At 68.3% G+C, this 22,470-nt stretch carries 24 protein-coding genes; 8 read left to right on the plus strand and 16 right to left on the minus strand.

Annotation, left to right across the window (positions count from 1 at the left end; all coding sequences use genetic code 11):
• Window positions 1-19: 19 nt before the first annotated feature.
• The gene (locus ACEL_RS09425; protein ID WP_169303208.1) at window positions 20-1,816 is read left to right on the plus strand and encodes a GspE/PulE family protein; all 1,797 of its coding nucleotides are present in this window, start codon (window positions 20-22) and stop codon (window positions 1,814-1,816) included.
• Window positions 1,817-1,954: 138 nt separating this feature from the next.
• Window positions 1,955-3,124: an Mrp/NBP35 family ATP-binding protein gene (locus ACEL_RS09430; protein ID WP_011720659.1), complete on the plus strand. Its 1,170-nt coding sequence runs from the start codon at window positions 1,955-1,957 to the stop codon at window positions 3,122-3,124.
• Between the two features lie 64 nt (window positions 3,125-3,188).
• On the opposite strand, the gene ACEL_RS11595 is transcribed toward ACEL_RS09430, so the two are convergent.
• Window positions 3,189-3,683 (minus strand): anti-sigma factor family protein, encoded by a 495-nt coding sequence (locus ACEL_RS11595; RefSeq protein ID WP_011720660.1) that lies wholly within the window; start codon window positions 3,681-3,683, stop codon window positions 3,189-3,191.
• 7 nt (window positions 3,684-3,690) lie between these two features.
• Window positions 3,691-4,398: an RNA polymerase sigma factor SigE gene (gene sigE / locus ACEL_RS09440; RefSeq protein WP_011720661.1), complete on the minus strand. Its 708-nt coding sequence runs from the start codon at window positions 4,396-4,398 to the stop codon at window positions 3,691-3,693.
• A 108-nt stretch (window positions 4,399-4,506) separates the two neighbouring features.
• Here sigE and ACEL_RS09445 point away from each other — a divergent pair, with 108 nt between their 5' ends.
• Together ACEL_RS09445 and pabB are read left to right on the plus strand one after the other, a co-directional pair.
• A complete protein-coding gene (locus ACEL_RS09445) occupies window positions 4,507-5,196 on the plus strand; it encodes an O-methyltransferase (protein ID WP_148204597.1) in 690 nt (229 codons plus the stop codon).
• Window positions 5,197-5,201: 5 nt separating this feature from the next.
• Entirely contained in the window at window positions 5,202-6,764 is a 1,563-nt protein-coding gene (gene pabB, locus ACEL_RS09450; protein WP_148204598.1) for an aminodeoxychorismate synthase component I, read from the plus strand.
• Here the strand turns inward: pabB and ACEL_RS09455 are convergent.
• From ACEL_RS09455 to ACEL_RS09470, 4 genes are all read right to left on the minus strand, one after another.
• Window positions 6,727-7,332 carry a mycothiol-dependent nitroreductase Rv2466c family protein gene (locus ACEL_RS09455; protein ID WP_011720664.1) on the minus strand — a complete coding sequence of 202 codons (606 nt, stop codon included), beginning with the start codon at window positions 7,330-7,332 and terminating at the stop codon, window positions 6,727-6,729. The genes pabB and ACEL_RS09455 overlap by 38 nt on opposite strands.
• A gap of 170 nt (window positions 7,333-7,502) precedes the next feature.
• Window positions 7,503-8,162 (minus strand): GerMN domain-containing protein, encoded by a 660-nt coding sequence (locus ACEL_RS11600; protein WP_011720665.1) that lies wholly within the window; start codon window positions 8,160-8,162, stop codon window positions 7,503-7,505.
• On the minus strand, window positions 8,159-9,568 hold the full coding sequence (locus ACEL_RS09465; protein WP_011720666.1) for a sensor histidine kinase: 1,410 nt from the start codon (window positions 9,566-9,568) through the stop codon (window positions 8,159-8,161). The genes ACEL_RS11600 and ACEL_RS09465 overlap by 4 nt, the downstream gene beginning before the upstream one ends.
• The gene (locus tag ACEL_RS09470; RefSeq protein ID WP_049751648.1) at window positions 9,565-10,203 is read right to left on the minus strand and encodes a winged helix-turn-helix domain-containing protein; all 639 of its coding nucleotides are present in this window, start codon (window positions 10,201-10,203) and stop codon (window positions 9,565-9,567) included. The genes ACEL_RS09465 and ACEL_RS09470 overlap by 4 nt, the downstream gene beginning before the upstream one ends.
• Window positions 10,204-10,485: 282 nt before the next feature.
• Between ACEL_RS09470 and ACEL_RS11605 the strand changes: the two genes are divergently transcribed.
• Window positions 10,486-10,893 carry an STAS domain-containing protein gene (locus ACEL_RS11605; protein ID WP_011720668.1) on the plus strand — a complete coding sequence of 136 codons (408 nt, stop codon included), beginning with the start codon at window positions 10,486-10,488 and terminating at the stop codon, window positions 10,891-10,893.
• Between the two features lie 177 nt (window positions 10,894-11,070).
• On the opposite strand, the gene ACEL_RS09480 is transcribed toward ACEL_RS11605, so the two are convergent.
• Together ACEL_RS09480 and ACEL_RS12030 are read right to left on the minus strand one after the other, a co-directional pair.
• Complete coding sequence (locus ACEL_RS09480) at window positions 11,071-12,579, minus strand: leucyl aminopeptidase family protein (protein ID WP_011720669.1); 1,509 nt, start codon at window positions 12,577-12,579, stop codon at window positions 11,071-11,073.
• Window positions 12,580-12,606: 27 nt separating this feature from the next.
• On the minus strand, window positions 12,607-12,774 hold the full coding sequence (locus ACEL_RS12030; RefSeq protein ID WP_011720670.1) for a DUF3117 domain-containing protein: 168 nt from the start codon (window positions 12,772-12,774) through the stop codon (window positions 12,607-12,609).
• Between the two features lie 176 nt (window positions 12,775-12,950).
• Here ACEL_RS12030 and ACEL_RS09485 point away from each other — a divergent pair, with 176 nt between their 5' ends.
• Window positions 12,951-13,763, plus strand: coding sequence for an enoyl-CoA hydratase/isomerase family protein (locus ACEL_RS09485; protein ID WP_011720671.1), 813 nt, complete (start codon window positions 12,951-12,953; stop codon window positions 13,761-13,763).
• Window positions 13,764-13,795: 32 nt separating this feature from the next.
• On the opposite strand, the gene ACEL_RS09490 is transcribed toward ACEL_RS09485, so the two are convergent.
• Together ACEL_RS09490 and ACEL_RS11610 are read right to left on the minus strand one after the other, a co-directional pair.
• The gene (locus ACEL_RS09490) at window positions 13,796-14,407 is read right to left on the minus strand and encodes a DNA-3-methyladenine glycosylase I (RefSeq protein WP_011720672.1); all 612 of its coding nucleotides are present in this window, start codon (window positions 14,405-14,407) and stop codon (window positions 13,796-13,798) included.
• A 1-nt stretch (window position 14,408) separates the two neighbouring features.
• Entirely contained in the window at window positions 14,409-14,912 is a 504-nt protein-coding gene (locus tag ACEL_RS11610; protein ID WP_148204599.1) for a DivIVA domain-containing protein, read from the minus strand.
• Window positions 14,913-15,012: 100 nt separating this feature from the next.
• Here ACEL_RS11610 and folP point away from each other — a divergent pair, with 100 nt between their 5' ends.
• The gene (gene folP, locus ACEL_RS09500; RefSeq protein ID WP_011720674.1) at window positions 15,013-15,876 is read left to right on the plus strand and encodes a dihydropteroate synthase; all 864 of its coding nucleotides are present in this window, start codon (window positions 15,013-15,015) and stop codon (window positions 15,874-15,876) included.
• Between the two features lie 24 nt (window positions 15,877-15,900).
• On the opposite strand, the gene ACEL_RS09505 is transcribed toward folP, so the two are convergent.
• Genes ACEL_RS09505 through ACEL_RS09525 form a run of 5 tightly spaced genes read right to left on the minus strand, consistent with a single transcriptional unit; the run spans window position 15,901 to window position 19,902 of the window.
• Window positions 15,901-16,449, minus strand: a complete 549-nt coding sequence (locus tag ACEL_RS09505) for a YbaK/EbsC family protein (RefSeq protein WP_011720675.1) — start codon at window positions 16,447-16,449, stop codon at window positions 15,901-15,903.
• A complete protein-coding gene (locus tag ACEL_RS09510; RefSeq protein ID WP_011720676.1) occupies window positions 16,446-17,042 on the minus strand; it encodes an LOG family protein in 597 nt (198 codons plus the stop codon). The genes ACEL_RS09505 and ACEL_RS09510 overlap by 4 nt, the downstream gene beginning before the upstream one ends.
• A gap of 3 nt (window positions 17,043-17,045) precedes the next feature.
• A complete protein-coding gene (locus ACEL_RS09515) occupies window positions 17,046-17,915 on the minus strand; it encodes an LOG family protein (protein WP_011720677.1) in 870 nt (289 codons plus the stop codon).
• A 5-nt stretch (window positions 17,916-17,920) separates the two neighbouring features.
• Window positions 17,921-19,048 carry a succinyl-diaminopimelate desuccinylase gene (gene dapE, locus ACEL_RS09520; protein ID WP_011720678.1) on the minus strand — a complete coding sequence of 376 codons (1,128 nt, stop codon included), beginning with the start codon at window positions 19,046-19,048 and terminating at the stop codon, window positions 17,921-17,923.
• Entirely contained in the window at window positions 19,045-19,902 is an 858-nt protein-coding gene (locus ACEL_RS09525; RefSeq protein ID WP_011720679.1) for a 2,3,4,5-tetrahydropyridine-2,6-dicarboxylate N-succinyltransferase, read from the minus strand. The genes dapE and ACEL_RS09525 overlap by 4 nt, the downstream gene beginning before the upstream one ends.
• A gap of 73 nt (window positions 19,903-19,975) precedes the next feature.
• On the opposite strand from ACEL_RS09525, the gene ACEL_RS09530 reads away from it, so the two are divergent.
• Window positions 19,976-20,923, plus strand: a complete 948-nt coding sequence (locus ACEL_RS09530) for a hypothetical protein (RefSeq protein WP_202943358.1) — start codon at window positions 19,976-19,978, stop codon at window positions 20,921-20,923.
• 107 nt (window positions 20,924-21,030) lie between these two features.
• Here ACEL_RS09530 and ACEL_RS09535 read toward each other — a convergent pair whose 3' ends face one another.
• On the minus strand, window positions 21,031-22,407 hold the full coding sequence (locus tag ACEL_RS09535; protein WP_011720681.1) for an L-serine ammonia-lyase: 1,377 nt from the start codon (window positions 22,405-22,407) through the stop codon (window positions 21,031-21,033).
• Window positions 22,408-22,470 lie beyond the last annotated feature (63 nt).

Raw genomic sequence — 22,470 nt, forward strand, 5'->3', positions numbered from 1 at the left:
GGACTCCTCGCCGCGTCTCATGACGGCACCTGACCAGTCTCAGATCGACGCCGGCCGCCCTTCCCTCGACACCGATAACGCCCTACCGGATGCCTGCGCGATGACCGCCCCCGAGGTGGATGCCGACGTTCGGTACGGCGGTGCGGCCGGCGAGCGGCCTCGGATCGGCCACGTCCTCGTCTCCTCCGGTCTGCTCTCCAACCGGGAACTCGCCGCAATTCTCGACGCCCAGCGCGACGGTCCGCGCCGCCGGCTCGGTCAGATCGCGCTCGACCTCGGGTACGTCGACGAAGAGCAGCTGGCGGACGTGCTCGCCGAGTTCTTCGGACTTCCGACGATCGACCTTGCGACGGCGGAGCTTGACGTCGCGTTGGCCCGCCAGGTGCCGCGCCGGGTCGCGGAACGCACGCAGACCCTCGTCGTCCGTCAGCTGCGCCCCGGCGTCCTCCTCGTCGCGACCGCCGATCCCGGCGATGTGGTGGCCCTTGACGACATTCGCGCGTACACCGGCGCGACCGTGCTTCAGCTCGCGGTCACCACACCGACCGCGATCCTGCGCCGCATCCGCGACATCTGGGGTGTACTCGAAGAAACGACGTCCCTGGACGCCGTCGTCGAACCGGAACGAACCGAGGACCCGGTCGCGGAAGCACGAATCGACGACACACCGATCGTCCGGTTGGCGACCGGACTACTGGTCGAGGCGGTTCACTCCGCCGCGAGCGACATCCACGTCGAGCCGCAACCGGACGGCCTGCGGGTGCGGTACCGGGTCGACGGCATGCTCCGGGACGTCGCCCGAGTGCCGCGCACGTCCTCAGCTGCGCTGATCAGCCGGCTGAAGATTTCCGCCGGTTTGGACATCGCGGAACGCCGGCTCCCGCAGGACGGCCGGTTGCGCTTCCACGCCGACGGGGTAGCTGTCGACGCGCGGGTCAGCACACTCCCGGGGATTCACGGCGAGAAGCTGGTCATCCGGCTCCTCCCCACCGGCGAGGTGGCCGAGCTCGATTCCCTCGGCCTGGACGCCGATCAGCTCGCCGTGCTCCGGTCCGCCGCCCACGCGCCTCAGGGGCTGATCGTGTTTACCGGTCCCACCGGGTCCGGGAAGACCCACACGCTCTATTCGCTTCTCCGGGAGATTTCCGTTCCGGAAAGAAATGTGGTGACCCTCGAGGATCCGGTGGAAATTCAGTTCCCGGGAATCACCCAAGTGCAAATAAACGAACGAACCGGATTGGACTTCGCCCGCGGCCTCCGGGCGATTCTGCGCCAAGACCCTGACGTCATCCTCGTCGGCGAAATCCGCGATACGGAGACCGCAGAACTCGCCGTCCGCGCCGCGCTGACCGGACACCTGGTGCTCACCACTCTGCACACCCTGGATGCCGCGGCGGCGGTGACCCGGCTGGTGGACATGGGGGTCGCGCCGTTCCTCGTTGCATCGTCGCTCACCGCCGTCATCGCGCAGCGGCTCGTCCGTCGACCCTGCCCGCGCTGTGTCGAGGACGCCGCACCGGATTCGGGAATGCTCGCCGCACTGGGTGACCATGACTGGTCCGGTGCGCGGTTCGTCGCCGGCGTCGGCTGCCACCACTGCGGCGGCACCGGTTACCAGGGACGGACGGGAATATTCGAGGTCCTCGCGGTCGACGCGATGGTGCGGGCGGTGCTCCGGCGCAGCGGCGACGAGGAGACGATCCGGGCGACCGCGATCGAGGCCGGGATGACAACGCTGCGGGCCGCTGCGCTGCGCGCAGTCCGTACGGGTGTGACGACCGTGGAGGAAGTGCTCCGCGTCTGCCCGCCGGCATAGCCGCCCGCGGGAGCGGCCGCTGAAGCGCGGGAGATTGCCCGCGGTGGCAGAGATTCCCCGCGGCTGCGCGGGGTGGCGCGGCTGCGCGGGGCGGCTCGGGAAGATCCGGTATCGGCCGCGGGGCGTAGCATCGGAGGCGTGCCCATCCCGTTCCCTATTCAGCGCGCCGACGGCAGCGCCGTACCGAGTGACGAGCAGCTGGCAGCCGCGCTGGCCCGGGTGATCGATCCTGATATCCGCCGTCCGATCACCGAGCTCGACATGGTCGAACGCGTGACGGTCGACGGCGGCGGACGGATCTCGGTGCGGGTCCTCCTCACGGTCGCCGGATGTCCGCTCAAGGACCGGATTCACCGGGACGTGACCGACGCACTACGGGATCTGCCCGGGGTGTCGGAGGTGTTTGTCGACCTGGGGTACATGAGCGACGAACAGCGCCGCGCGTTGCAAGAGAAATTGCGCGGACCCGGCGGGCGGGACAAGCACATTCCCTTCGCGGACCCGGATTCGCTCACCCGGGTGTACGCCGTCGCCTCCGGCAAAGGCGGCGTTGGAAAGTCGTCGGTGACGGTCAACCTCGCGGCGGAGCTGGCACGCCGGGGATTGTCGGTCGGATTAGTGGACGCCGACATTTACGGCCACTCGGTGCCCCGCATGCTCGGTGCGACCGGCCGGCCGACCAAGGTCGAGAACATGATCATGCCGGTCACCGCACACGACGTCCGGGTCATCTCCATCGGCATGTTCATCGAAGGAAATACCGCAATCGCATGGCGCGGCACGATGCTGCACCGCGCGTTGAATCAATTTCTCGCCGACGTGTTCTGGGGCGACCTCGACATTCTCTTGGTAGATTTACCGCCGGGCACCGGAGATGTCACCATTTCTCTCGCACAATTCCTCCCGAATGCGGAAATTATCGTCGTCACGACGCCGCAACTCGCAGCGGCCGAGGTCGCCGAACGCGCCGGCAGCATCGCGACCGTGACGCGGCAGCACGTCGTCGGCGTGGTCGAGAACATGTCGTGGTTGCCGTGTCCGCACTGCGGTGGGCGTGTCGAGGTCTTCGGATCCGGCGGTGGGGACGCGGTGGCTGAAGCTCTGACCCGACAGCTTGGGGCGCCGGTCGGGGTACTCGGCCGTATTCCGCTGGATCCGCGGATGGTGCGATGCGGCGACGACGGCCGGCCCTTCGTCCTCGCCTACCCGGAGGCACCGGCCGCAACCGCACTGCGCGAGGTGGCCGACCGGCTCGCCGTCCGCGCTCGCAACCTTGCCGGACGTTCGCTCCGGCTGCAGCCGGTGTGACGACCATCCGCGTGGACGGCGGGCGCGTGCCGCCGGCCGCTCGCCGCCCGATCGACCCGCCAACTCACGGGTGCCGGTAGACGACGGCCTGCGCAAGCCGGACGTGCAGCGGGGCCGTGGTGAGGCGGGCGAGCCAATTCTCGAAATTCGCCGACACGCCCGCCGTTCCGGAAAGTGCAGCGGCCGCCGCCGGCGGCCGGTCGGGACCCTCCATTGCCTCGCTGCCCAACCCGATAAGCGCAGCCGCTGCCAGCATGGCCGAGCCGACAACGATCGGCATCTTCATCTGCCCACGGTGGCTGACCACGCGGACGGCCGTCCCGACCAACTCGCCGAGCGCGCGCTGACGCGCCCGTTCCCGCAAGTGGCAGAGCACCGGAGCAGGAACCACGGGTGCCGTCGTCCCGTGCGCGAGGTGTTCTTTGACGCTCCGCAATTCGGCAATCTCGGCTTGGCAGAGTGGGCAATCCGCCAGATGCGCCACGACCCGATCCCGTTCAACGCCGGACAGTTCACCGTCGACGAAGGCGGTCGCAGCATCGCCGAGATGGTGCTTCACCCGGTCGTCACCCTCCCGCCAAGCCGGGGGACGTGCGCGGCAGCACGCGCCGCCGCGCGCCTGACGGCCGATCAGCCTCGGCGCGTTCGCCGGCAACGCGGCCTCGTTGCGGGGCGCGGTGCATCAGCGCCTGACGCAGCTGCGCCCGGCCCCGGTGAATGCGGCTCCGCACCGTCCCCAATTTGATGCCCAGGACTTCGGCGATTTCCTCGTAGGAGAGTCCTTCGATATCGCAGAGTACGACGGCGGCCCGGAACTCCGGCGGGAGAGCGTCCAGCGCGCGCTGGACGTCGTCATCCCAATGCGTGTCGTCGTAGTGCTGCGCCGGGGTCGGTTCGCGTCCGGCGAGCCGCTCGGGTGCGTCGTCCGCCAGCGCTTCAAAGCGGATCCGGGAGCGGCGGCGGGCGCCGTCGAGGAACAGGTTGGTGGTGATCCGATGCAGCCAACCGTCGAAGGTGCCTGGGGTGTAGCTCGCCAGCGAGCGGAACACCCGGACGAAGACGTCCTGGGTCAAGTCTTCGGCATCGTGGCGGTTGCCGGTCAGCCGATACGCCAGGCGAAAGACCTGAGGTCCGTACATGCGCACGACCTCGTCCCAGGACGGCGGCGCCCAGGGCGCGGCGTTCTCGGGACCCACCGCGCGCGGCTGGTCCGGACCGGGTTCGCCGATATCCGGCGGAATGACCGCGCTCTGCTGCTGCGTGTCGCCGCGCATCGCTGACCTCCGTCGGCGTGCAAGTGTGGTACCGACGGCATCCTGCCAGCCCATCCTGAAGATTTCCTGATGCCGGCGGGCCGGTTCCGTGCCGACGGACCGACCACGATGACTAGGCTTCCCCTGACACCCGAGGCTGTCCTGAGCCGGGAGGAGGCCACCATCGGCGATCTTCGGATGAGCTGGGAGTACGCCGAGCGGTACGTCGGCGAGGACGAGGTGCTGCGCGCCGCCGCCGCCCGCGGTACCGAACTCGGTGCCGTCCCGGTGCTGCCTGGGGTAGGAGCGGCGCTCCGGTTCTTCGCCGCGGTGCTGGATGCCCGCGCGGTGGTCGAGGTCGGCGGAGGCTGCGGCGTCTCCGGCATTTGGCTGCTGCGAGGCATGAACCCGGCGGGAGTGCTCACCTCCATCGACATCGAGGCGGAGCATCAACGACTGGCTCGGCAAGCCTTCGCTGAGGCAGGTTTTCCGCCGTCCCGCACCCGCCTGATCTGCGGCGAGGCGCTCGACGTCCTGCCGCGGCTCTCCGACGCCGGATACGACCTGGTGTTCTGCGACGCAGAGAAGACCGAGTACGGCGATTACCTCACCGAAGCGATCCGGCTGGTGCGGGTCGGCGGCATCATCGCGTTCGACAACGCGCTCTGGCACGATCGCGTCGCGGACCCGGCGCAACGCGACACCGCGACGATCGCCGTCCGCGAACTCGGCAAACGCGTCCGTGACGACGACCGCCTGGTCCCGGTGTTGTTTGCCGCCGGGGACGGACTGCTCGCTGCAGTCAAACGCCGCGCGTGAACCCTGTGACGGTGTCCGCCCGAAACCCGATCGTCGTCCGGCGCTGGGACGCGGTTCCCGATCCCGCAGCCGCCTACGACGCCCTCTTCGCGGGCCGGCTTGGCGCGTTCTGGTTGGACGGCGAATATTCCGCTGTGCTGGACGGCGACCCGATGTCCACGCTGGCGGCCGATGACCGCCCGGGCTGGGGCTGCTCAATCCTCGGTGCCGCGGACGGACCATTGGGCGAATTCCTCAGTTACGACGTGGAAACCGGCACCCTCGCGGTCCGGACGGCGCAAACAACCCGCACGTATCGCGTGGCGGACATCTTCTCCTACCTCAACGAACAGATCGCGGCACGACATATCACCGCGCCGTGCGGCATTCCCGGTGATATCGCCCCCGGCTACGTCGGATACCTCGGGTATGAGCTGAAAGCGCTGACCGGCGGCCGTGCCGTCCACCGCTCACCCTTTCCGGACGCCGCTCTTACCTTCGCGGATCGGCTTCTCCTCCTCGACCATCACAGCGGAGCAACCTACGCGCTCGCGCTTACCGGCTCCGCCTCCGAGACGTGGTTTGCCCGGGTCGAGCGCGCACTCGCCGATGCGCCGACCCGTCATGTCCGCGGCCCCCGGAGTCCGTCCCAGCTCGGCCCTGCCTCCGTCCCGACACGGCAGGACGCCGTCGTGAGGCTGGCCGCCCTTGCGGTGACCGAAGAATTCAGCAGCCCGTACCCGGTCACACCCCGCCACGATGCGGCCGCCTACCGGGCACGCATCGAGGAGTGCCGTCGCGACATCGCGGCTGGTGACGCATACGAACTCTGTTTGACCACGATGCTGACCACGCCGCGGGTCGATCCACTGCGGTTGTTTCACACGGTCCGAGCCGTCACACCGGCGCCGTATGCGGCCCTCCTTGAATTCCCGGACGCCGCTGTGGTCTGCGCATCACCTGAGCTCTTCTGTACGGTCGACGCCGCCGGATGGGTCACCTCAGGGCCGATCAAAGGCACGCGCCGCCGAAGCGCCGATCCCCTCGTCGACGCCGCACTGCGCCGTGACCTCGCCACCTGCGCCAAAGACCGGGCAGAGAACGTAATGATTGTTGACTTGCTGCGCAACGACCTCGGCCGGGTATGCCGGCCCGGAACGATCGACGTAAGCCGACTCTGCGCGGTCGAGACGTATCCAACGGTGCATCAACTCGTCTCCACCATTCGCGGCCGGCTCAACCCCGACGCCTCGGCGATCGACGCGGTACGCGCGGCGTTCCCACCGGGTTCCATGACCGGTGCGCCGAAAATCCGGTCCATGGAGATTCTCGACGCCCGGGAAGGCGGTCCGCGGGGGGTCTATTCCGGCGCGCTCGGCTGGTTCTCCCTCACCGGCACGGCCCGCCTCGCTGTCGTCATCCGCACCGCGGTCATCGACGCCGACACGGTTCACATAGGCACCGGCGGTGCTATCACCATCGATTCCGATCCCGACGCCGAAATCGCCGAAACAGCGGCCAAAGCAGCCGGGATGCTGCACGCCATCCGGCTCAGTCGAAGACCAGCGGCTCCGTACGGCTCCGTTTGAGCTCGTAGAAGGTGCGGTGGCGCATTAAGGTCAGTACGGCGTCGAAGAGGCGGGCCGCCTCTTCGCCACGGGGAATCCGGGAGAACACCGGGCCGAAGATGCCCACACCGTCGACGTGAATCGTCGGCGTTCCGACGTCGTCGCCGACCATCGCCATGCCGCGGCGGTGACTGTCGGCGAGAGCGCCATCGTAGCGGTCGGTATCAGCCGCAGCGGCGAGCTCCGCCGGCAGGCCGACCTCGCTGAGCGCTTCGGCGATGACATTCGGGTAATCCGTGCGCTTGTCATTGTGGAGACGGTGACCCAGAGCCGTATACAAGTCGGTGAGGACATCGTCGCCTGCGTGCTGCGCGGCGGCGATACAGACCCGGGCGATTCCCCGCGCGGAACGCATGAGCTCGGCATACTCCGGTGAGTGTTCCTTTCCCTCGTTCAGCAGGGCGAGGCTCATCACGCGGAAGCGCACATCGATATCACGCAACTGGGCAACCTCGAGGATCCAACGTGAGGTGATCCACGCAAACGGGCATACGGCGTCGAAATAGAAGTCAACCGTGGTCCGGCTCATCGTCCCTTCGCTCCCTGGTCATCTCGTCTCAACACCCTCACGTTACCGGCGATGCCCGGTCCTTCCAGGTCCCGGTCACGGGCAATGCCCGGCACTCCGGCGCCTCGGTCACGGGCGATGCCCGGCACTCCGGTGCCTCGACCCGCAATGCTCTCCGCCGGACCGCGGCATCAACTCGAGGCCGTCGCACTCGGCGACGGCAAGCTCACCGGCGGCGGCGGGCTCTCCGACGACGGCGCACACGGCCGTGATCCGACAAGCAGACAGGAGTAATCGTCCGCCCGCAGCGGGCGGCTGGTCAGCGTGCCGTCCGCCAGCGGCACGGTGACCGGATGACCGTCAAGTTCGATGAGCACGGAGTCCACACCGGGGAACGACACCGCCGTCAGCACAATCTGCGCGGTAGCGAGAATCTGGCTCTGTCCACGGATTTCCGAGAAACTGGACCCCAAGTCAATCGTGGCCAGAGTTCCGGACCGGCTGACGTTGTTGATTTTTGAGACGGCGGTGAGCGCACTGGTGAGGCCCCGCGCCACTTCGGCGTCGGTTGGTCCGACGAGCAGGCTCTGCATCAGGGCGAACAGGGTGGAAGCCTGCTGCTGGGAACGGTGCACGGGCACCAAGACGCCGTCCTTTGCCTCCACCAGGTAAATCGTGGCGGCGGGATATGCCGGTGACGGTGAGACGGGCGGCGGAGAGGGTTCCCAGAGTGCAGACGGCACGTCCGCACGCGGAATCACGCTCGCCCGCTGCTGACCGCTGACACCACACCCAGCACCGACGACAAGAACAAGCGCCGCAAGGGCGAACGTCCGCCAGAACCGCCTCACGGCAGATCCCTGTCGTCGCGCGGAACCTCCCCGTCAGCCCGCGACGGCAACTCGATGACGAATCGCGCCCCGCCGCCCGGGCGATCCTCGACCCATACCCGTCCACGGTGCAACGCGACGTGCTCGGCAACAATGGCAAGACCGAGGCCGACTCCCGTTCCGGCCGCCCGGTGTCCATGACCGCCGCGGGCGAACCGCTCGAAGATGCGTTCCCGGTCGGCCGGGGCGATACCGGGGCCGGCGTCGTCCACCTCGTAGCGAATGCCGTCCGGAACCGCACGGAGTCCCAGCCGCACCACGCCGCCGGCGTACCGTTCGGCGTTCTGGACGAGGTTGGTGAAGACCCGTTCCATGCGTCGTTTATCGATCCGCACCACGCGAAGACGGGCTTCCGGCGCGATGTCAATCAGCGTGCCCGCACAGAGATTCGCCGCAACCTGACAGAGAAATTCGCCGGCATGGACGTCCTCCAGGCTCACTTCCGCCGCCCCGGCGTCAACCCGGGAAATCTCCAACAGATCCTCGACGAGCCGCTGGAAACTCGCGGTTTCGGATTTCACCAGTTCCAACGCCTGCACCTGAGCCGGCCGCCATCCCTCGGTGTGCCGCTCCAACACCGCAAGCGATGTCGCCAACGTCGTCAACGGCGTACGCAATTCGTGGCTCACGTCAGAGGCAAACCGTGCATCGCGGGCCAGCCGGGCCTGCAACGCGTCCACCATCGAGTTGAACGCAGCGGCCAGCCGGGTAAGGTCGCGATCCTCCGCGCGCAGCCGGGTCCCGAGGTGTCCGCGGGCGATATCGTCCGCGGCCGCAGCGACCGCACGCAACGGTTGCAGAGCGAGCCGGCTTGCCCACGCCCCGAGCAGCCCGCCGGCAACCGCGGTGACGACGGCGGCGACGCCGAGCGAGAGCGAGAGGATGTGCAGCGTCGAATTCAGTTCGCGGAGCGAGAAGACCTGAACGAAGACCGCATCGACCGAGGGCAACGGCACGGCGACGCCGAGATACACCGTCCCCGACTGCTCGAAGCGCTGCATGGCGACGTTGCCCCGATTCGCTTCATCCATCAGCGAATTCGGCAATTGCGAGGGTGCAACGAGCACGGAGGAGCCGAACCAATGGCCGCGCCGGAACACAAGGGACGCCGATTCGCTGCTGGTCGGAATGGTTCCAAGAAAACTCGTGACGTCCGCCCCTGGATTGCGCAGCGCGGACCGGACGAGCCGTGCATCGGTAAAAGTCTGCCGTTTCGCCGAGGCTTCCCGCTCACTGAGCAAATAGTTGTGCGCGAGCACATAGGCGATCGAGGCCATCACCGCAGCGAGAAAGAAGGTGCCAACGCAGAAGGTCACCGTGACGCGGGCCCGAAGGCCGAGCGTCCGACGGAGGCGCAGACGCTTCACGGTGCCGGTTGAATCTTGTATCCCAGGCCGCGAACGGTGACGAGGATACGCGGATGTGCGGGATCCTCTTCAATTTTGGTGCGCAACCGCCGGACGTGGACGTCGACGATCCGGCCGTCGCCAAAGTAGTCGTAGCCCCACACCCTCTCCAGCAGCTGTTCCCGGCTGTACACCCGATCGGGCGCCGACGCAAGCTCGCACAACAACCGAAATTCCGTGCGGGTCAGGTGCAGTGCCTCACCGTTGCGCCGCACCACTCCGGCGTCCGGGCGGATTTCCAAATCCTGGATGTCGATGACCTCGCCCGCCGGGCCGCCCGCGGACCGGCTGCGGCGCAGCAACGCCCGGATCCGGGCGGAGAGCTCCTTCATTTCAAAGGGTTTTGTCACGTAATCGTCGGCGCCGGCTTCCAGGCCGGCGACGACGTCGTGGGTGTCCGTACGGGCGGTCACCATGATGATGGGCACGTCACTGCTGCGACGCAGCCGCCGGCAGCATTCGAATCCGTCGATATCCGGCAGCATGAGGTCAACCAGGACGACGTCAGCTCCCCCGGCGCCGAACAATTCCAGACCCGCCGCACCGGACGGCGCCTCGATGACCTCATGGCCATCGTCCGTCAACGCCAACCGCATCGAGGCACGGATCCGATCGTCGTCCTCAATGAGGAGAATGCGCGGCACGCTGCCACTATGCCATGGCGCCCCGCCGCCTGACCGGCCTCCGCGGATCACCGACCGCCGTCGGCGAGGATTCTTTGCAATTGCGTTACAGCTGGTTTGTCACGTAACCGCAAACAGTTTGACAGCTCGTCCTCATGTTGACCGGCCAGGCTGCAGATGACAGCCAGCCAGACCCCGATCGATCCGCCGATCGGTGCGTCTTCGGACAGCCGCCGGACAGAGGAGGAGCCAGCCATGCATCCCATGCACAGCACGGAGGTCTTCCGCTTCGATCTCAACCGGGACGGCGACCGCGTTGTCGTTACGCTGTACGGCGAGCTCGACATTGCGAATGCCCGCCGACTCCGGGAATCCTTCGCTGCCCTGGACGACGGCCGGGAAAGCGACGTGGTCGTCGACCTTGCCGGCGTGCCGTTCATTGATTCAACCTGCCTGGCGGTCTTGCTCTGGGCCTCGCACCGGTCACGGGACAGTGGGCGCCGCATGGTGCTGCGCGACCCGTCCCGCGGCGTGATCGCTGCCCTTGCCGCCAGCGGTCTGCTGCGGGCCTTTCGCTACGACCCGGAAACGCTGGACAGCGTCCAGCCGTGGCCGACCCGCATCCCCGCCGCCGAGCCGCACACCGTCGGTGCCGCGTCGTAACCACCGCGGCCGTCGTGGATCGCGCGGAGCCGCGTACCAGCCGGTCGCGATGCCGTCACACCCGGTCTGCCTGAACGCGCGGTCACCTGCACGTCGCGGCGCGGGAATGTGGGCTCATCACCCCGTCCGGGATGCCTGAGATCGCCCTCAACGACGCCGCACAGCGGGCGGCGGAGGCTACCCCGCCCGGCGCGCCGGAGATCGGCGCAATCCGCGTAGCGGATCCGGTGTGGTCAACCACCGGATCAGCAGCCGTACCCCGTACCCCGTCGGACCCTTGACGATCTCGTACTCATCGGCGTCCGCGCGGGCCGGGCCGGCGATGTCCAGATGCGCGAATCGCGTACCTTCGGCGAATTCGCGGAGAAAAAGGGCCGCGACAATTCCCGCGGCGCCGTATTCCTTCTCCGGAACGGCGACATTCGCGAGGTCCGCGATCGGTGAATCCAGCGCGTCCCGGTACTCCTCGACGAACGGCATCCGCCACAACCCTTCACCGGCCGCCGCCGCAGCGTCGAGCAGCACCGCGGCCAACCGGTCATCGGTCGAGAAGAGGCCCGCGTGCCGCCGTCCGAGACCGCGGGACATCGCTCCAGTCAGGGTCGCGAGATCGACAATCACGTCGGGCGCAAGGTTGGCCTTCGCGTAACCGATCGCATCGGCGAGCAGCAGGCGACCCTCGGCATCCGTGTTCAACACCTCGACGGTGGTGCCGTCGTAATGCCTGATCACATCGCTGGGACGAAGCGCCGACCCGGACGGCATGTTCTCCGCAGCCGGAATCAGGCCGGTGACCGTGACCCGCACTCCGAGGTCAGCCAGGGCGGACATCGCGGCGATCACTGCTCCCCCGCCGGCCATGTCGGTCTTCATCGCGACCATGTTCGCGGAGGTCTTCAGCGAGAGGCCGCCGGAGTCGAAGGTCACCCCTTTCCCGATGAGCACCACGTGACCAGGCAGGACATCGACGCCGGGGGCCGCTTCAGCCGGGTCATACCGGAGTTCGATGAGCCGCGGTGGGTGCACCGAGCCGGAGCCGACGGCGAGGATGCCGCCGAACCCCTCCGCCGCGAGCTCCCGCTCGTCGCGGACGCGGACCGAGAGTCGGGAGCGTCGGGCGATCCGCGTCGCCTCGCGGGCCAACCAGGCAGGCGTCTTAGTCGACGCCGGGGTAGCGGCAAGGTCGCGGGCCAGCCGGACAGCCTCCGCGACACGCAGGCCATAGTCGAAGCCGCGGCGCACCACGGGCGGACGGGACACGACGAGGTGCAGCGTCCGGAACGTTTCCGGCCGCTCGGTCTTACTGATCGTGAAGCGATACCCCCCGAGGAGGAACCCCTCGACAAATGCGCCGACCACATCGCCGCTGGACCGGGGCGGCAGCACCGCGACCGCGTCGGTCACGTTCCGCAACCGCCGGACGGCGGCGGCGGCGGCGCGCCGCGCATCCTGGGAACTTCCCGAGCCAACGCCGACGGCGACAACCAGCCGATCGCGAAGCGGGATGGTCACCGCCTCGCCGGCTTCCCCCTTCCACCGTTCGAGCTGGACCGCGTGCTCGATCACCGCAGGGTCGACGCCGGGGAGGTCGATCCCGGCCGCCGGCCGTCCGTCAGCTGCAACGGGAAGAACGAGAGCTGCGGCCGAAGGCGGCGGAGGAGCGGTGAGCGTGATCGTTGGAGGCACCGGACCGGGCAGGCCGTCGCGCGACGCTCAGCTGACGGCGTTCTTGAGCGCTTCGCTCAGGGCGGTGGCTTCCTCGGCGGACAATTCAACGACGAGCCGGCCGCCGCCCTCCAGCGGGACGCGCATCACGATGCTACGCCCTTCCTTGGTCACCTCGAGCGGACCATCACCCGTCCGCGGCTTCATTGCCGCCATCGTGCTCCCCTTCCAGTTCCACCCCGCACCTACGGACAAGGACCTGTTTTCGTGATTATCGCCGATGGCCGAGCGCCTCCGCCAGGCGAGGGTAGTCTGCGGGTGATTCCGGCGAGCCGCCGGCTGTGGGCCGGCGACCCCGGGGATCGTCGCAACCGACGAGAGCGAGGCCGCGGATGAGTGACATGCCGGGTCAGGTCGACGGCCAGGGCCGGTCGGTGGCGGTCGAGCGGACGGGGGCGGTCGCGGTGGTTGTGCTGGCCGGCCGCGACGGCACGGGCACCCTGGACCTGGCGACGAAGGCGGCGCTCCGCGACACCCTGAGGCGGGTGGCCGATGACTCAGCCGTGCGGGCCGTCGTCTTGACCGGGACGGGTTCGGTTTTCTGCCTCGGCCAAGACTTGCACGAACACGCCGCGGCGCTCGCGGACGACGCCACCCGGGCCTGGGACACCCTCCGAAACCACTTCAATCCGATCGCCACCGCACTGGCGACCATGCCGAAACCGGTCATCGCCGCGGTGAACGGGACGGCGGCTGGCGCCGGCATGTCGCTCGCCCTCGCCTGCGACCTGCGGGTGGCGGCACCCGCCGCCACCTTCCACGTGGCGTTCCCGGGAATCGGGCTCTCGGTCGATACCGGCATGTCGTGGTTCCTCCCCCGGCTGATCGGTTACGGCCGGGCTATGGAATTGCTGCTGCGGCCGCGTCCGATTTCTGCTGCAGCCGCGGCGGAATTGGGGCTCGTCACCGCAGTGGCCGAGGACGTCCGGCAAGCCGCCGTCCAACTCGCCGAAGAATTGGCCGACGGCCCGACCGTCGCGTACGGCGCCATCAAGCAGGCGTTGCTGTATTCGGCCGCGCACGGCCTCCCGGACGCGCTCGATCTCGAAGCCGGCATGCAGACGGTCGCCGGCATCACGGCCGACCACGCCGGTGCGGTGCAGGCTTTCCTCCGCAAGCAGAAACCGCGGTTCGAGGGCCGATGAGCCCACCGACGCGCGGCCGCCCAGCGGGTGGGTCAGTTGTCCGGTCCACGGTGACCCGACGCTCCAGCCACGCATCCGACCAGATGGTCGTCGACCATCCCGGTCGCCTGCATGTGCGCGTAGGCCGTGACAGCGCCGACAAAACGAAATCCGTGCGCCCGCAATTCGCGGGCGAGGGCGCGGGATTCCGGGGTCTGCGCTGGAATATCGGCCATCCGCCGACGGACCGGAGGATGGGTCGGCGCAAACCGCCAGATGAATTCGGCAAGGTTCACACCGGCGGCGCGCAGCCTCAAGGCGGCACGGGCGTTGACAATCGCGGCCTCGATTTTCGCCCTGTTCCGGATGATGCGCCGATCCGTGAGGAGGCGCGCGACGTCAGCGGTATCGAATGCGGCGACCCGGTCGATGGAGAATCCCGCGAACGCGTCGCGGAATGCTTCACGCCTCCGCAGAATCGTCAACCACGACAAGCCGGATTGGAAGCCTTCCAGGACAAGCCGCTCGAACACTCCGTCGTCGTCGCGCACGGGACGGCCCCACTCGGTGTCGTGGTACTCGAGGTACTCCGGCGCCGCGTACGCCCATGGACAGCGCGGCAACCCATCGCGGCCGGCGACGAGGTCCGGCGAGACGTCGGGCACGTCAGGACGCGTCGGTGCTGCGGTCCGACTGCCACGTCGCGGTCGCGGCTCCCGAGTCCGACGCATGCGCGAAGTCTCCGTCCACCGGCTCGGCAGCGGCGACCTCGGTCTCCGATCCGCCGTCGTGGCCGCCGGCCGCAGCGGCCGATTCGGCAGCGGACGGCGGAGCCGGTTGGCCGGCGCCGAGCTCAGCTGCGAGGTCCACACCCAGGCGCTCGAGCACAGCGTCCCGTTCCGCAAGCGCATGGCGAAGCCGGTCAATGACCTCGTCCACCTCGGCCATCCGGTAACCACGGAACGCCAGGCTGAACCGGACGGCGTCCAGGTCCTCGGCCCGGATCGGCCGCCCCTCGGGCAGGCCGCGCCCCGGCCAGTCCGGGTGAAATCGGGTGAGCCCGCCGCCGTAGCCGGCCGCCACCGCACTGACCGCGAAGACCACGGCGAGGATGACGACGATTTCGAGGATGAGCACCCTCCGATGGTGCCACGAATGTCTGCGGGACATGGAATCGGCGGATCCGACACGCCGCCTTCGCCGCACGCCGCGCGACTCCTCTAGGCTTCCGAGCGGCGGTCACAGCGGCCGTGCGCCCTCGGAGGAACGGATGCGACTGCGCCTTGGATCACGAGAATTCGGTGAGCACGACTTCGCGGTCATGGCCATCATCAACCGGACGCCGGACTCCTTCTTCGACCAAGGCGCGACATTCGAGACCGAGGCTGCCTTAGCGGCGGTGGACCGGGCGGTGGCCGAAGGCGCGGACATCGTCGACATCGGCGGCGTCCGGGCCGGGCCGGGTCCGGAGGTCACGGTCAGCGAAGAGATCGACCGGGTCGGCGAATTCGTCGCATTGGTCCGGGCCCGCCATCCCGACATCGTGATCAGTGTGGATACCTGGCGGTCTGAGGTCGGCAAGGTGGTCGCCGACGCAGGCGCGGACCTGCTGAACGACGCGTGGGGCGGCTACGATCCCCGGCTGGCTGAGGTGGCCGCCGCAGCGGGCATCGGGCTCGTCTGTTCGCATGCCGGCGGATTGCCGCCCCGGACGGATCCGCACCGGGTGCATTACGCCGATGTGGTCGACGACGTCAAGCGCACAGTCACCGCGCTGGCTGAGCGGGCGGTGTCGGTCGGAGTTCGCCGGGACGGCATCCTCATCGACCCGGCCCACGACTTCGCCAAGAACACCCGCCATTCCTTGCTGGTGAGCCGTCGTCTCGACGAGCTGGTGGCCACCGGCTGGCCCGTGCTGGTGGCGCTGTCCAATAAGAAATTCATCGGCGAGACGCTCGACCTGCCGACCGGCGAACGACTGTTCGGGACTCTTGCCGTCACGGCGGTCGCCGCCTGGCAGGGCGCGCGGGTTTTCCGCGCCCATCAGGTGAAGGCGACCCGGCAGGTTCTCGACATGGTCGCGGCAATCCGCGGGTACCGCGAGCCTGCCGTCTCCCGCCGCGGCTTGCTGTAGCGGTACGCCGCCGACGCTGACAGCTCAGCGTGCGACGGGTACGCCAAGCCCGTCCAGCACGACCGCATTCGGCAGCCGCGTGAGCAACTCTCCGGGCACGACGAGCTTCGAGCGGCGAAGTCCGGACCCGATGACGACGTCCCGGCTGAGCACCGCCGGGTCGATGAGAATCGGCCACTCCCCGGGCAATCCGATCGGCGTGATGCCGCCGTACTCCATCCCGGTGCGCTCGACCGCTTCGGCCATCGGCGCGAACGACGCTTTCCGGACCCCAAGGTGACGGCGGACGACGCCGTTGACGTCCGCCCGCGTGGTCGCCAGTACGACGCAGGCGGCGAATGTCGTCGCACCGCCGCGGCGTCCAGCAATGACGACGCAATTCGCGGACTCTTCCGGCAGGACTTGGTATCGGGCGCAGAATTCCGCGGTGTCCGCGGCGTCCGGATCGATCTCGGCAACGGTGACGCAGTCGGCGTGCGCCCATGCGCGGAGCGCCGCCTGGACCGGCGCGGCCACGAGATCCGGCCGTTCTCCGACGGGCACCGCGCCGAGCCGGGCGGCCAAGCCGGTCACGGTTCGGCCTCCAGCATCTCGCCGGCCGTGGGATGCAGGGCCGCGCCGGCCCGCATCCCGGCTTCCAACAGGTCGAAGGCCGTCACGACATCGTCGGTCCACTGCACGGCATCGACCACCGCGGGACGGACGAACCCTCCGGCAACCATGGCCGCGACCTGCTTGCGCAGGTCGCCGAAGTGGCCGAACGGATCGCAGACCACCAACGGCTTGGCGAGCATCCCCAGGCTGCGGGCCACCCAGATTTCCAGCATTTCCTCGAGTGTTCCGATCCCGCCGGGGAGGACGAGGAAGCCGTCCGACCGCTGCTCCATCTCACGTTTCCGGTCCCGCATATCGGCCGTGACGACCAGCTCATCGGCGTCGGTGTCGGCAACCTCCAAGGCGGCGAGCGCCCGGGGGATGACGCCGACCGTCCGCGCCCCGCCGGCCCGCGCCGCCCGCGCCACCGCGCCCATGCACGACACGCTGCCGCCGCCGGAGACGAGCTGGTGACCGCGGCGGGCCACTTCCGTTCCGACTGCGCGGGCCAGCTCCAGGTAGCGGACGTCAATATCCTCGCTGGACGCGCAGAACACACAAATTGCAGCCATCAGTCAGGATGCCGCTCCGTAGCGCGCCGCTTCCGCACGCTCCATAATCTCCACGATCTCATCGACGTCATCGGTTACGGAGAACAAATCGAGATCTTCCGGTGAAATCTTTCCTTCGTCCAGCATGCGCCGGCGGGTCCATTCGATGAGGTCATGCCAGTACTCTTCGCGGTACAAGACGACGGGAAACGAGGTGACCTTGCGTGTCTGCACCAAGGTCAGCGCTTCGAAGAGCTCATCCAGCGTGCCGAAACCGCCGGGGAAAACGACAAAGCCTTGGGCGTACTTCACGAACATGGTCTTGCGGGCGAAGAAGTACCGAAATTGAATGCCGATGTCCACCCAATCGTTGAGGCGTTGCTCGAAGGGGAGCTCGATGCCCAGTCCAACGGAGACTCCGCCGGCCTCGCTGCATCCCTTGTTCACCGCCTCCATGACGCCCGGACCACCGCCGGTGATGACGGCGTACCCGGCGCGGGCCAGCGCGGCGCCGAGTTTCTCCGCGGCCGCGTAATCCGGGTGATCCGGCGTGGTCCGCGCGGAACCAAAGACCGAGACGGCGGCGCCGAGCTCGGCAAGCAGCCCGAACCCTTCCACGAATTCCGAGGTGATCCGCAGCACGCGCCACGGATCGGTGTGCACCCAGTCGGACGGGCCACGGCTGTCGAGCAACCGCTGATCCGTCGTCGTGGTGGAGACCTGGGAACGGCGGAGCAGGACCGGCCCGCGCCGCTTCTCGACGACGTGGTGGTTGGTGTGGTTGCCGTGGTTGCCGGTGGATGCCGGGTCCGCCTGCCGGCGCGCAGCGGCGTTCTGCCGCGCATCGGTGGATGACTCATCCCGCGGCGGCACCTTCGCCCGGTCGTTGGACATCTTCGTCACCGCTCACTCCAAGGTTGACCTGCGGCAGTCCGGCCCGTAGGCCCCGGCACGGTGAGCAGATACCGCTCGAGGACCGACTCACACTCCGCGATCTGACGGACGTCGACCTGTTCGTCGCCGCGGTGCGCCAGATTAGGGTCCCCCGGGCCGTAATTGACCGCCGGGATGCCCAGAATCGCAAATCGGGCGACATCCGTCCACCCGTACTTGGCGGCGACCGGTTTGCCGACGGTGTCGATGAAATCCACGACCGCCGGTGCATGCAGGTTCGGCGGCGCTGCAGGAGCCGCGTCGACGACGGCGAGCTCGAATCCGGCGAACACCTCCTGCAGATGCGCGTGCGCGTCGTCCACCGTGCGATCCGGGGCGAACCGGTAGTTGACCGTCACGACGCACCGGTCGGGGACGACGTTGCCGGCGACTCCACCGTCGATGCGGACCGCTGAGAGCCCCTCGCGGTACACGCAACCGTCGATCTCTACCGTTCGGGGCTGGTACTCAGCGAGCCGCTGGAGCACCGGTGCAGCCGCGTGGATCGCGTTCAGCCCGAGCCACGAACGGGCAGTATGGGCGCGGACGCCGTGCAACGTGATCTCAACCCGCATCGTGCCCTGACATCCGGCTTCGACCGTCGCATTGGATGGTTCGAGAAGCACGGCGAAATCGGCGCTCACCTGGTCAGGGTGTTCGCGCGCGAGTCGGCCCAACCCGTTCCGGCTCGCCTCAACCTCCTCGCAGTCATAGAAGATGTAGACCACGTCAACGGCGGGCTGGTCCAGCCGCGCCGCCAACCGGAGCATGACAGCGAGCCCGCCCTTCATGTCCACCGCGCCGCAACCGTGCAGAAGGTTGCCCTCCCGCCGCGCGGGCAAGTTGTCGGCCGGCGGCACGGTGTCCAGGTGCCCGGCAAGAACGACGCGCCGCCGTCCCGCCGCGTTCCCCGCAGCGCGGGTTCGGGCCGCGACCACATTGCCGAACCGGTACACCTGAAGGTGGTCGAGGCGGCTAAGCGCCGCCTCGACCGCGTCCGCGATCGCCTGCTCCTCCCCGCTGACCGACCGGATGTCGACGAGCGCAGCCGCAAGTTCGCCGGCGTCGGCGCCGAGGTCGAGGACGGAGGTCACGTGGCAACTCCGTGGTCCCGAAGAATGTCGTTCAGCGCGAGTTTGTCGTGGGTCTCCCCTTCGGCGAGCCGGCGGAGCACGAGGAGGCATGGCATCCCGAAATCCCCGCCGGGGAAGGAACGGACACGGGTGGAGCCGACGCAGACCGACCACGCCGGTGCTTCCCCTCGAGGCAATTCCTCGCCGGTCTCGGCGTCGAAGACCCGGGTCGAGGCGGTCAGGATCGATCCGGCGCCGAGCTTTGCGCCACGGCGTACCCGCGCACCCTCCACCACCATCGACCGGGAGCCGATGAACGCGTCGTCCTCAATGATCACTGGCACCGCGCTGGGCGGTTCAAGGACGCCGCCGATGCCCACCCCGCCCGACAGGTGCACCCGCTTGCCGATCTGCGCGCATGAGCCGACGGTCGCCCAGGTGTCGACCATGGTCTCCTCGTCGACATAGCCGCCGACGTTCACGAAACTCGGCATGAGGACGGCGCTCGGCGCGACATAGGCGCCGTGGCGGACGATCGCGCCGGGGACGACGCGGGTCCCCGGGAAACTGCGCTTCAGCGGAATCCGGTCGCGATACCGGAACTCCCCAGCCGCCGATTCGACAACCGGGAACACGCGGAAAGCCAGCAGAATCGCCCGCTTCGCCCGCTCGTCGACGACGACGGCATCGGTCTTCGGGTCGACGAATGCGACCCGGGCCGCGCCGGCGTCCAGCTGATCAAGCGCGTGGTTGACGACCGCGCGAGCCTCGGCGCTCAGGCTGCCGGGGCGATCGTCGGTAGGGTTGAGCTCGCTGCGTCGCTCCCAGAGTTCATCGATCTGGGTGGGCAACGGGCTGACGAAAGGGTCTCCCATGGGCGCTGACCTTACCCGTCGGACCGCGCGCTCCGGGACGGCGGCCACAGGTCGGCGCCGGCTGCGCCGCGGAGTGATCGTATCGGTAGTCGTCCTGGTGCTCGTCGCGGGGTTCGTGACCTGGCGCTCGCTCACCCCCGCTCCGGCCAGGGCCGACCGGTGCGAAGTGGTCGGGTTGACGACCGGTGAAACGTACGCGATGAGCCCGGAACAGCTGCTGAACGCCTCGATCATCACCGACGTGGCGATCCGCCGCGGCTTGCCGGTCCGCGCGGTGGTCATCGCGCTCGCAGTGGCGCAGCAAGAATCCAAGCTGCGCAACCTGTCGTATGGCGACGCTGACTCCGTGGGACTCTTCCAGCAACGCCCCTCGCAAGGGTGGGGGAGCCGGGAGACCCTTCTCATTCCGGCCGTCGCGGCCGGGAAATTCTTCGACGCGTTGGTGAAAGTGCCGAACTGGCAGCACGTTCCGCTCGCGCAGGCCGCACAGGCCGTGCAGCACAGCGCATTCCCGAATGCGTATGCAGACTGGGAACCCCGGGCGACCGCGTTGGCCGCGGCGCTGACCGGGCAGACCCTCGGACAACTCACCTGTCGCCTGGCGCACAGTGGTGTGCGCGCCGCGATCGCCCGGGACATTCAGCCGGGTGTCCATCTTCTTGAACCGGGAGCGGATGCCACGGCCGCTGCGGCGGCGCTGCGGAGTGCGCTCGCCACCGAGCTCGACCTCACCGCGGCCGCTCCGGTCGGGCACGGCCGGACCGCCGCACTCTCCGTACCGCAACTCGGCGGGCCGCCGCAACCGAAGAGCCTTGACAGTCCCGCAACCGGCGCCGCCGCTGCGCATCGAGCGGCGACGGTCGCAAATTGGCTCATCGCCCGGTCCGCCTACTACGGCGTCACCGAATTTTCCCTGGGCTCGTGGCGGTGGCAGGCGGCGCACGGCTGGACGACGGTACCCTCCGCCCACTCGGCGAACGGCGCGGCGTCCGTCACCGTCAGCGTCACGATTCGCGAGTGAATGCGCAATAGTGTGTCAGTGATTGCGCGCCGGGATGCGTACGCTCCTGTGCGGGCCCCGGTAGTGCAGCGTTCGCTTTCCGCATTTTTCGCACCGTCGGGTTTCGGTCAGCATTCCGAGACGTTGACGCCGACGGCGATCGCCAGGCCGCCGCGTGACGTCTCCTTGTATTTGGATTTCATGTCACGCCCGATTCTGCGCATCGTGAGAATCGCTTGGTCGAGGCTGACGGTGTGACGTCCGTCGCCGCGGAGTGCGAGCCGGGCGGCGGCGATTGCTTTCACAGCGGCCAGGGCATTCCGTTCGATGCAAGGAATCTGCACCAGACCGGCCACCGGGTCGCAGGTGAGTCCCAGATTGTGCTCGAGACCGATTTCGGCCGCGTTCTCCACCTGCTCGGGTGTGCCGCCCATGGCTGCCGCAAGCCCACCGGCCGCCATGGCACACGCCGATCCGATCTCCCCCTGACACCCGACCTCTGCCCCGGAGATGGAGGCGTTCTCCTTGCATAAGCCGCCGATCGCCGTCGCGGTCAGGAGAAAACGCTGGACGCCGTCGCGATCGGCACCGGGGACGAAGGTGGTGTAATACCGCAGCACAGCAGGAACGACGCCTGCGGCTCCATTTGTCGGGGCGGTGACCACACGCCCGCCCGCGGCGTTCTCTTCGTTCACCGCCAATGCCCACGCAATGACCCACTCCATCTCACGCAGGCCGCCGGGCGCAAGCGGTTCGGCGGCAAGGGACCGAGCGAGGCTCGGCGCCCGCCGGCGGACATGCAGGACGCCGGGCAATTCGCCGTCCGCCGAACAACCGCGATCGATCGTCTCGTTCATCACCTGGGCGATACGGTCCACGTAATGCGCGATCTCGTCCGGTGAGCGCATGGTCGTCTCATTCGCCAGCACAACCGAGGCGATGTCGCGACTCGTCCGCCGGCAGATGTCGAGAAGCTCCCGGGCGCTGCGGAACGGATACGGTACGCCCGTGACATCAACTCCGTCAACCCGCCGTCCCGACTCGTCAGCGACGAATCCTCCACCGATGGAGTAATACACCCGGGCCGCCCGCACCCGGCCGTCCGCGTCGTACGCAGTGAACCGCATGCCATTCGGGTGTGCGGGCAGCCGGTCGCGGGCCCGCAGCACGATGTCGCGTTCGTCGTCAAACTCGATAGGATGCCGCCGCAGCACCGTGAGCTTCTTCGCGGCTCGGACGTCGGCCAGCTGTGCGTCCGCTGCAGCGGGATCCACCGTTTCCGGTTCTTCGCCAAGAAGCCCGAGGATGACGGCTTTCGGCGTGCCGTGTCCCGGGCCGGTTGCGGCGAGAGAACCGAAGAGTTCGACCCGGATGCGGCTGAGCGCACCGAAATCGGCGTCATCGAGTGCGGTGACAAAGAGCCGCGCGGCCTTCATCGGGCCGACGGTGTGCGAACTCGACGGACCTATCCCGATTTTGAAAAGGTCGACGATGCTGACGGTCATGACCCATCTCCTCAACAATGTATGAACGACTGACGGCGGCTGGTATGGCAGGCCTTCGGGCGG

Source organism: Acidothermus cellulolyticus 11B, assembly GCF_000015025.1.
In the GTDB taxonomy this organism is placed as follows: domain Bacteria; phylum Actinomycetota; class Actinomycetes; order Acidothermales; family Acidothermaceae; genus Acidothermus; species Acidothermus cellulolyticus.

What these genes read in the sequence shown, in the direction of transcription:
- ACEL_RS09425 (WP_169303208.1), top strand. Translation starts at nt 20, where the DNA reads ATGACGGCACCTGACCAGTCTCAGATCGACGCCGGCCGCCCTTCCCTC.
- sigE (WP_011720661.1), bottom strand. Translation starts at nt 4,398, where the DNA reads ATGCGCGGCGACACGCAGCAGCAGAGCGCGGTCATTCCGCCGGATATC.
- ACEL_RS09445 (WP_148204597.1), top strand. Translation starts at nt 4,507, where the DNA reads ATGACTAGGCTTCCCCTGACACCCGAGGCTGTCCTGAGCCGGGAGGAG.
- ACEL_RS09455 (WP_011720664.1), bottom strand. Translation starts at nt 7,332, where the DNA reads ATGAGCCGGACCACGGTTGACTTCTATTTCGACGCCGTATGCCCGTTT.
- ACEL_RS09470 (WP_049751648.1), bottom strand. Translation starts at nt 10,203, where the DNA reads ATGCGGTTGGCGTTGACGGACGATGGCCATGAGGTCATCGAGGCGCCG.
- ACEL_RS11605 (WP_011720668.1), top strand. Translation starts at nt 10,486, where the DNA reads ATGCATCCCATGCACAGCACGGAGGTCTTCCGCTTCGATCTCAACCGG.
- ACEL_RS12030 (WP_011720670.1), bottom strand. Translation starts at nt 12,774, where the DNA reads ATGGCGGCAATGAAGCCGCGGACGGGTGATGGTCCGCTCGAGGTGACC.
- ACEL_RS09485 (WP_011720671.1), top strand. Translation starts at nt 12,951, where the DNA reads ATGAGTGACATGCCGGGTCAGGTCGACGGCCAGGGCCGGTCGGTGGCG.
- ACEL_RS11610 (WP_148204599.1), bottom strand. Translation starts at nt 14,912, where the DNA reads ATGTCCCGCAGACATTCGTGGCACCATCGGAGGGTGCTCATCCTCGAA.
- folP (WP_011720674.1), top strand. Translation starts at nt 15,013, where the DNA reads ATGCGACTGCGCCTTGGATCACGAGAATTCGGTGAGCACGACTTCGCG.
- ACEL_RS09510 (WP_011720676.1), bottom strand. Translation starts at nt 17,042, where the DNA reads ATGGCTGCAATTTGTGTGTTCTGCGCGTCCAGCGAGGATATTGACGTC.
- ACEL_RS09515 (WP_011720677.1), bottom strand. Translation starts at nt 17,915, where the DNA reads ATGTCCAACGACCGGGCGAAGGTGCCGCCGCGGGATGAGTCATCCACC.
- ACEL_RS09525 (WP_011720679.1), bottom strand. Translation starts at nt 19,902, where the DNA reads ATGGGAGACCCTTTCGTCAGCCCGTTGCCCACCCAGATCGATGAACTC.
- ACEL_RS09535 (WP_011720681.1), bottom strand. Translation starts at nt 22,407, where the DNA reads ATGACCGTCAGCATCGTCGACCTTTTCAAAATCGGGATAGGTCCGTCG.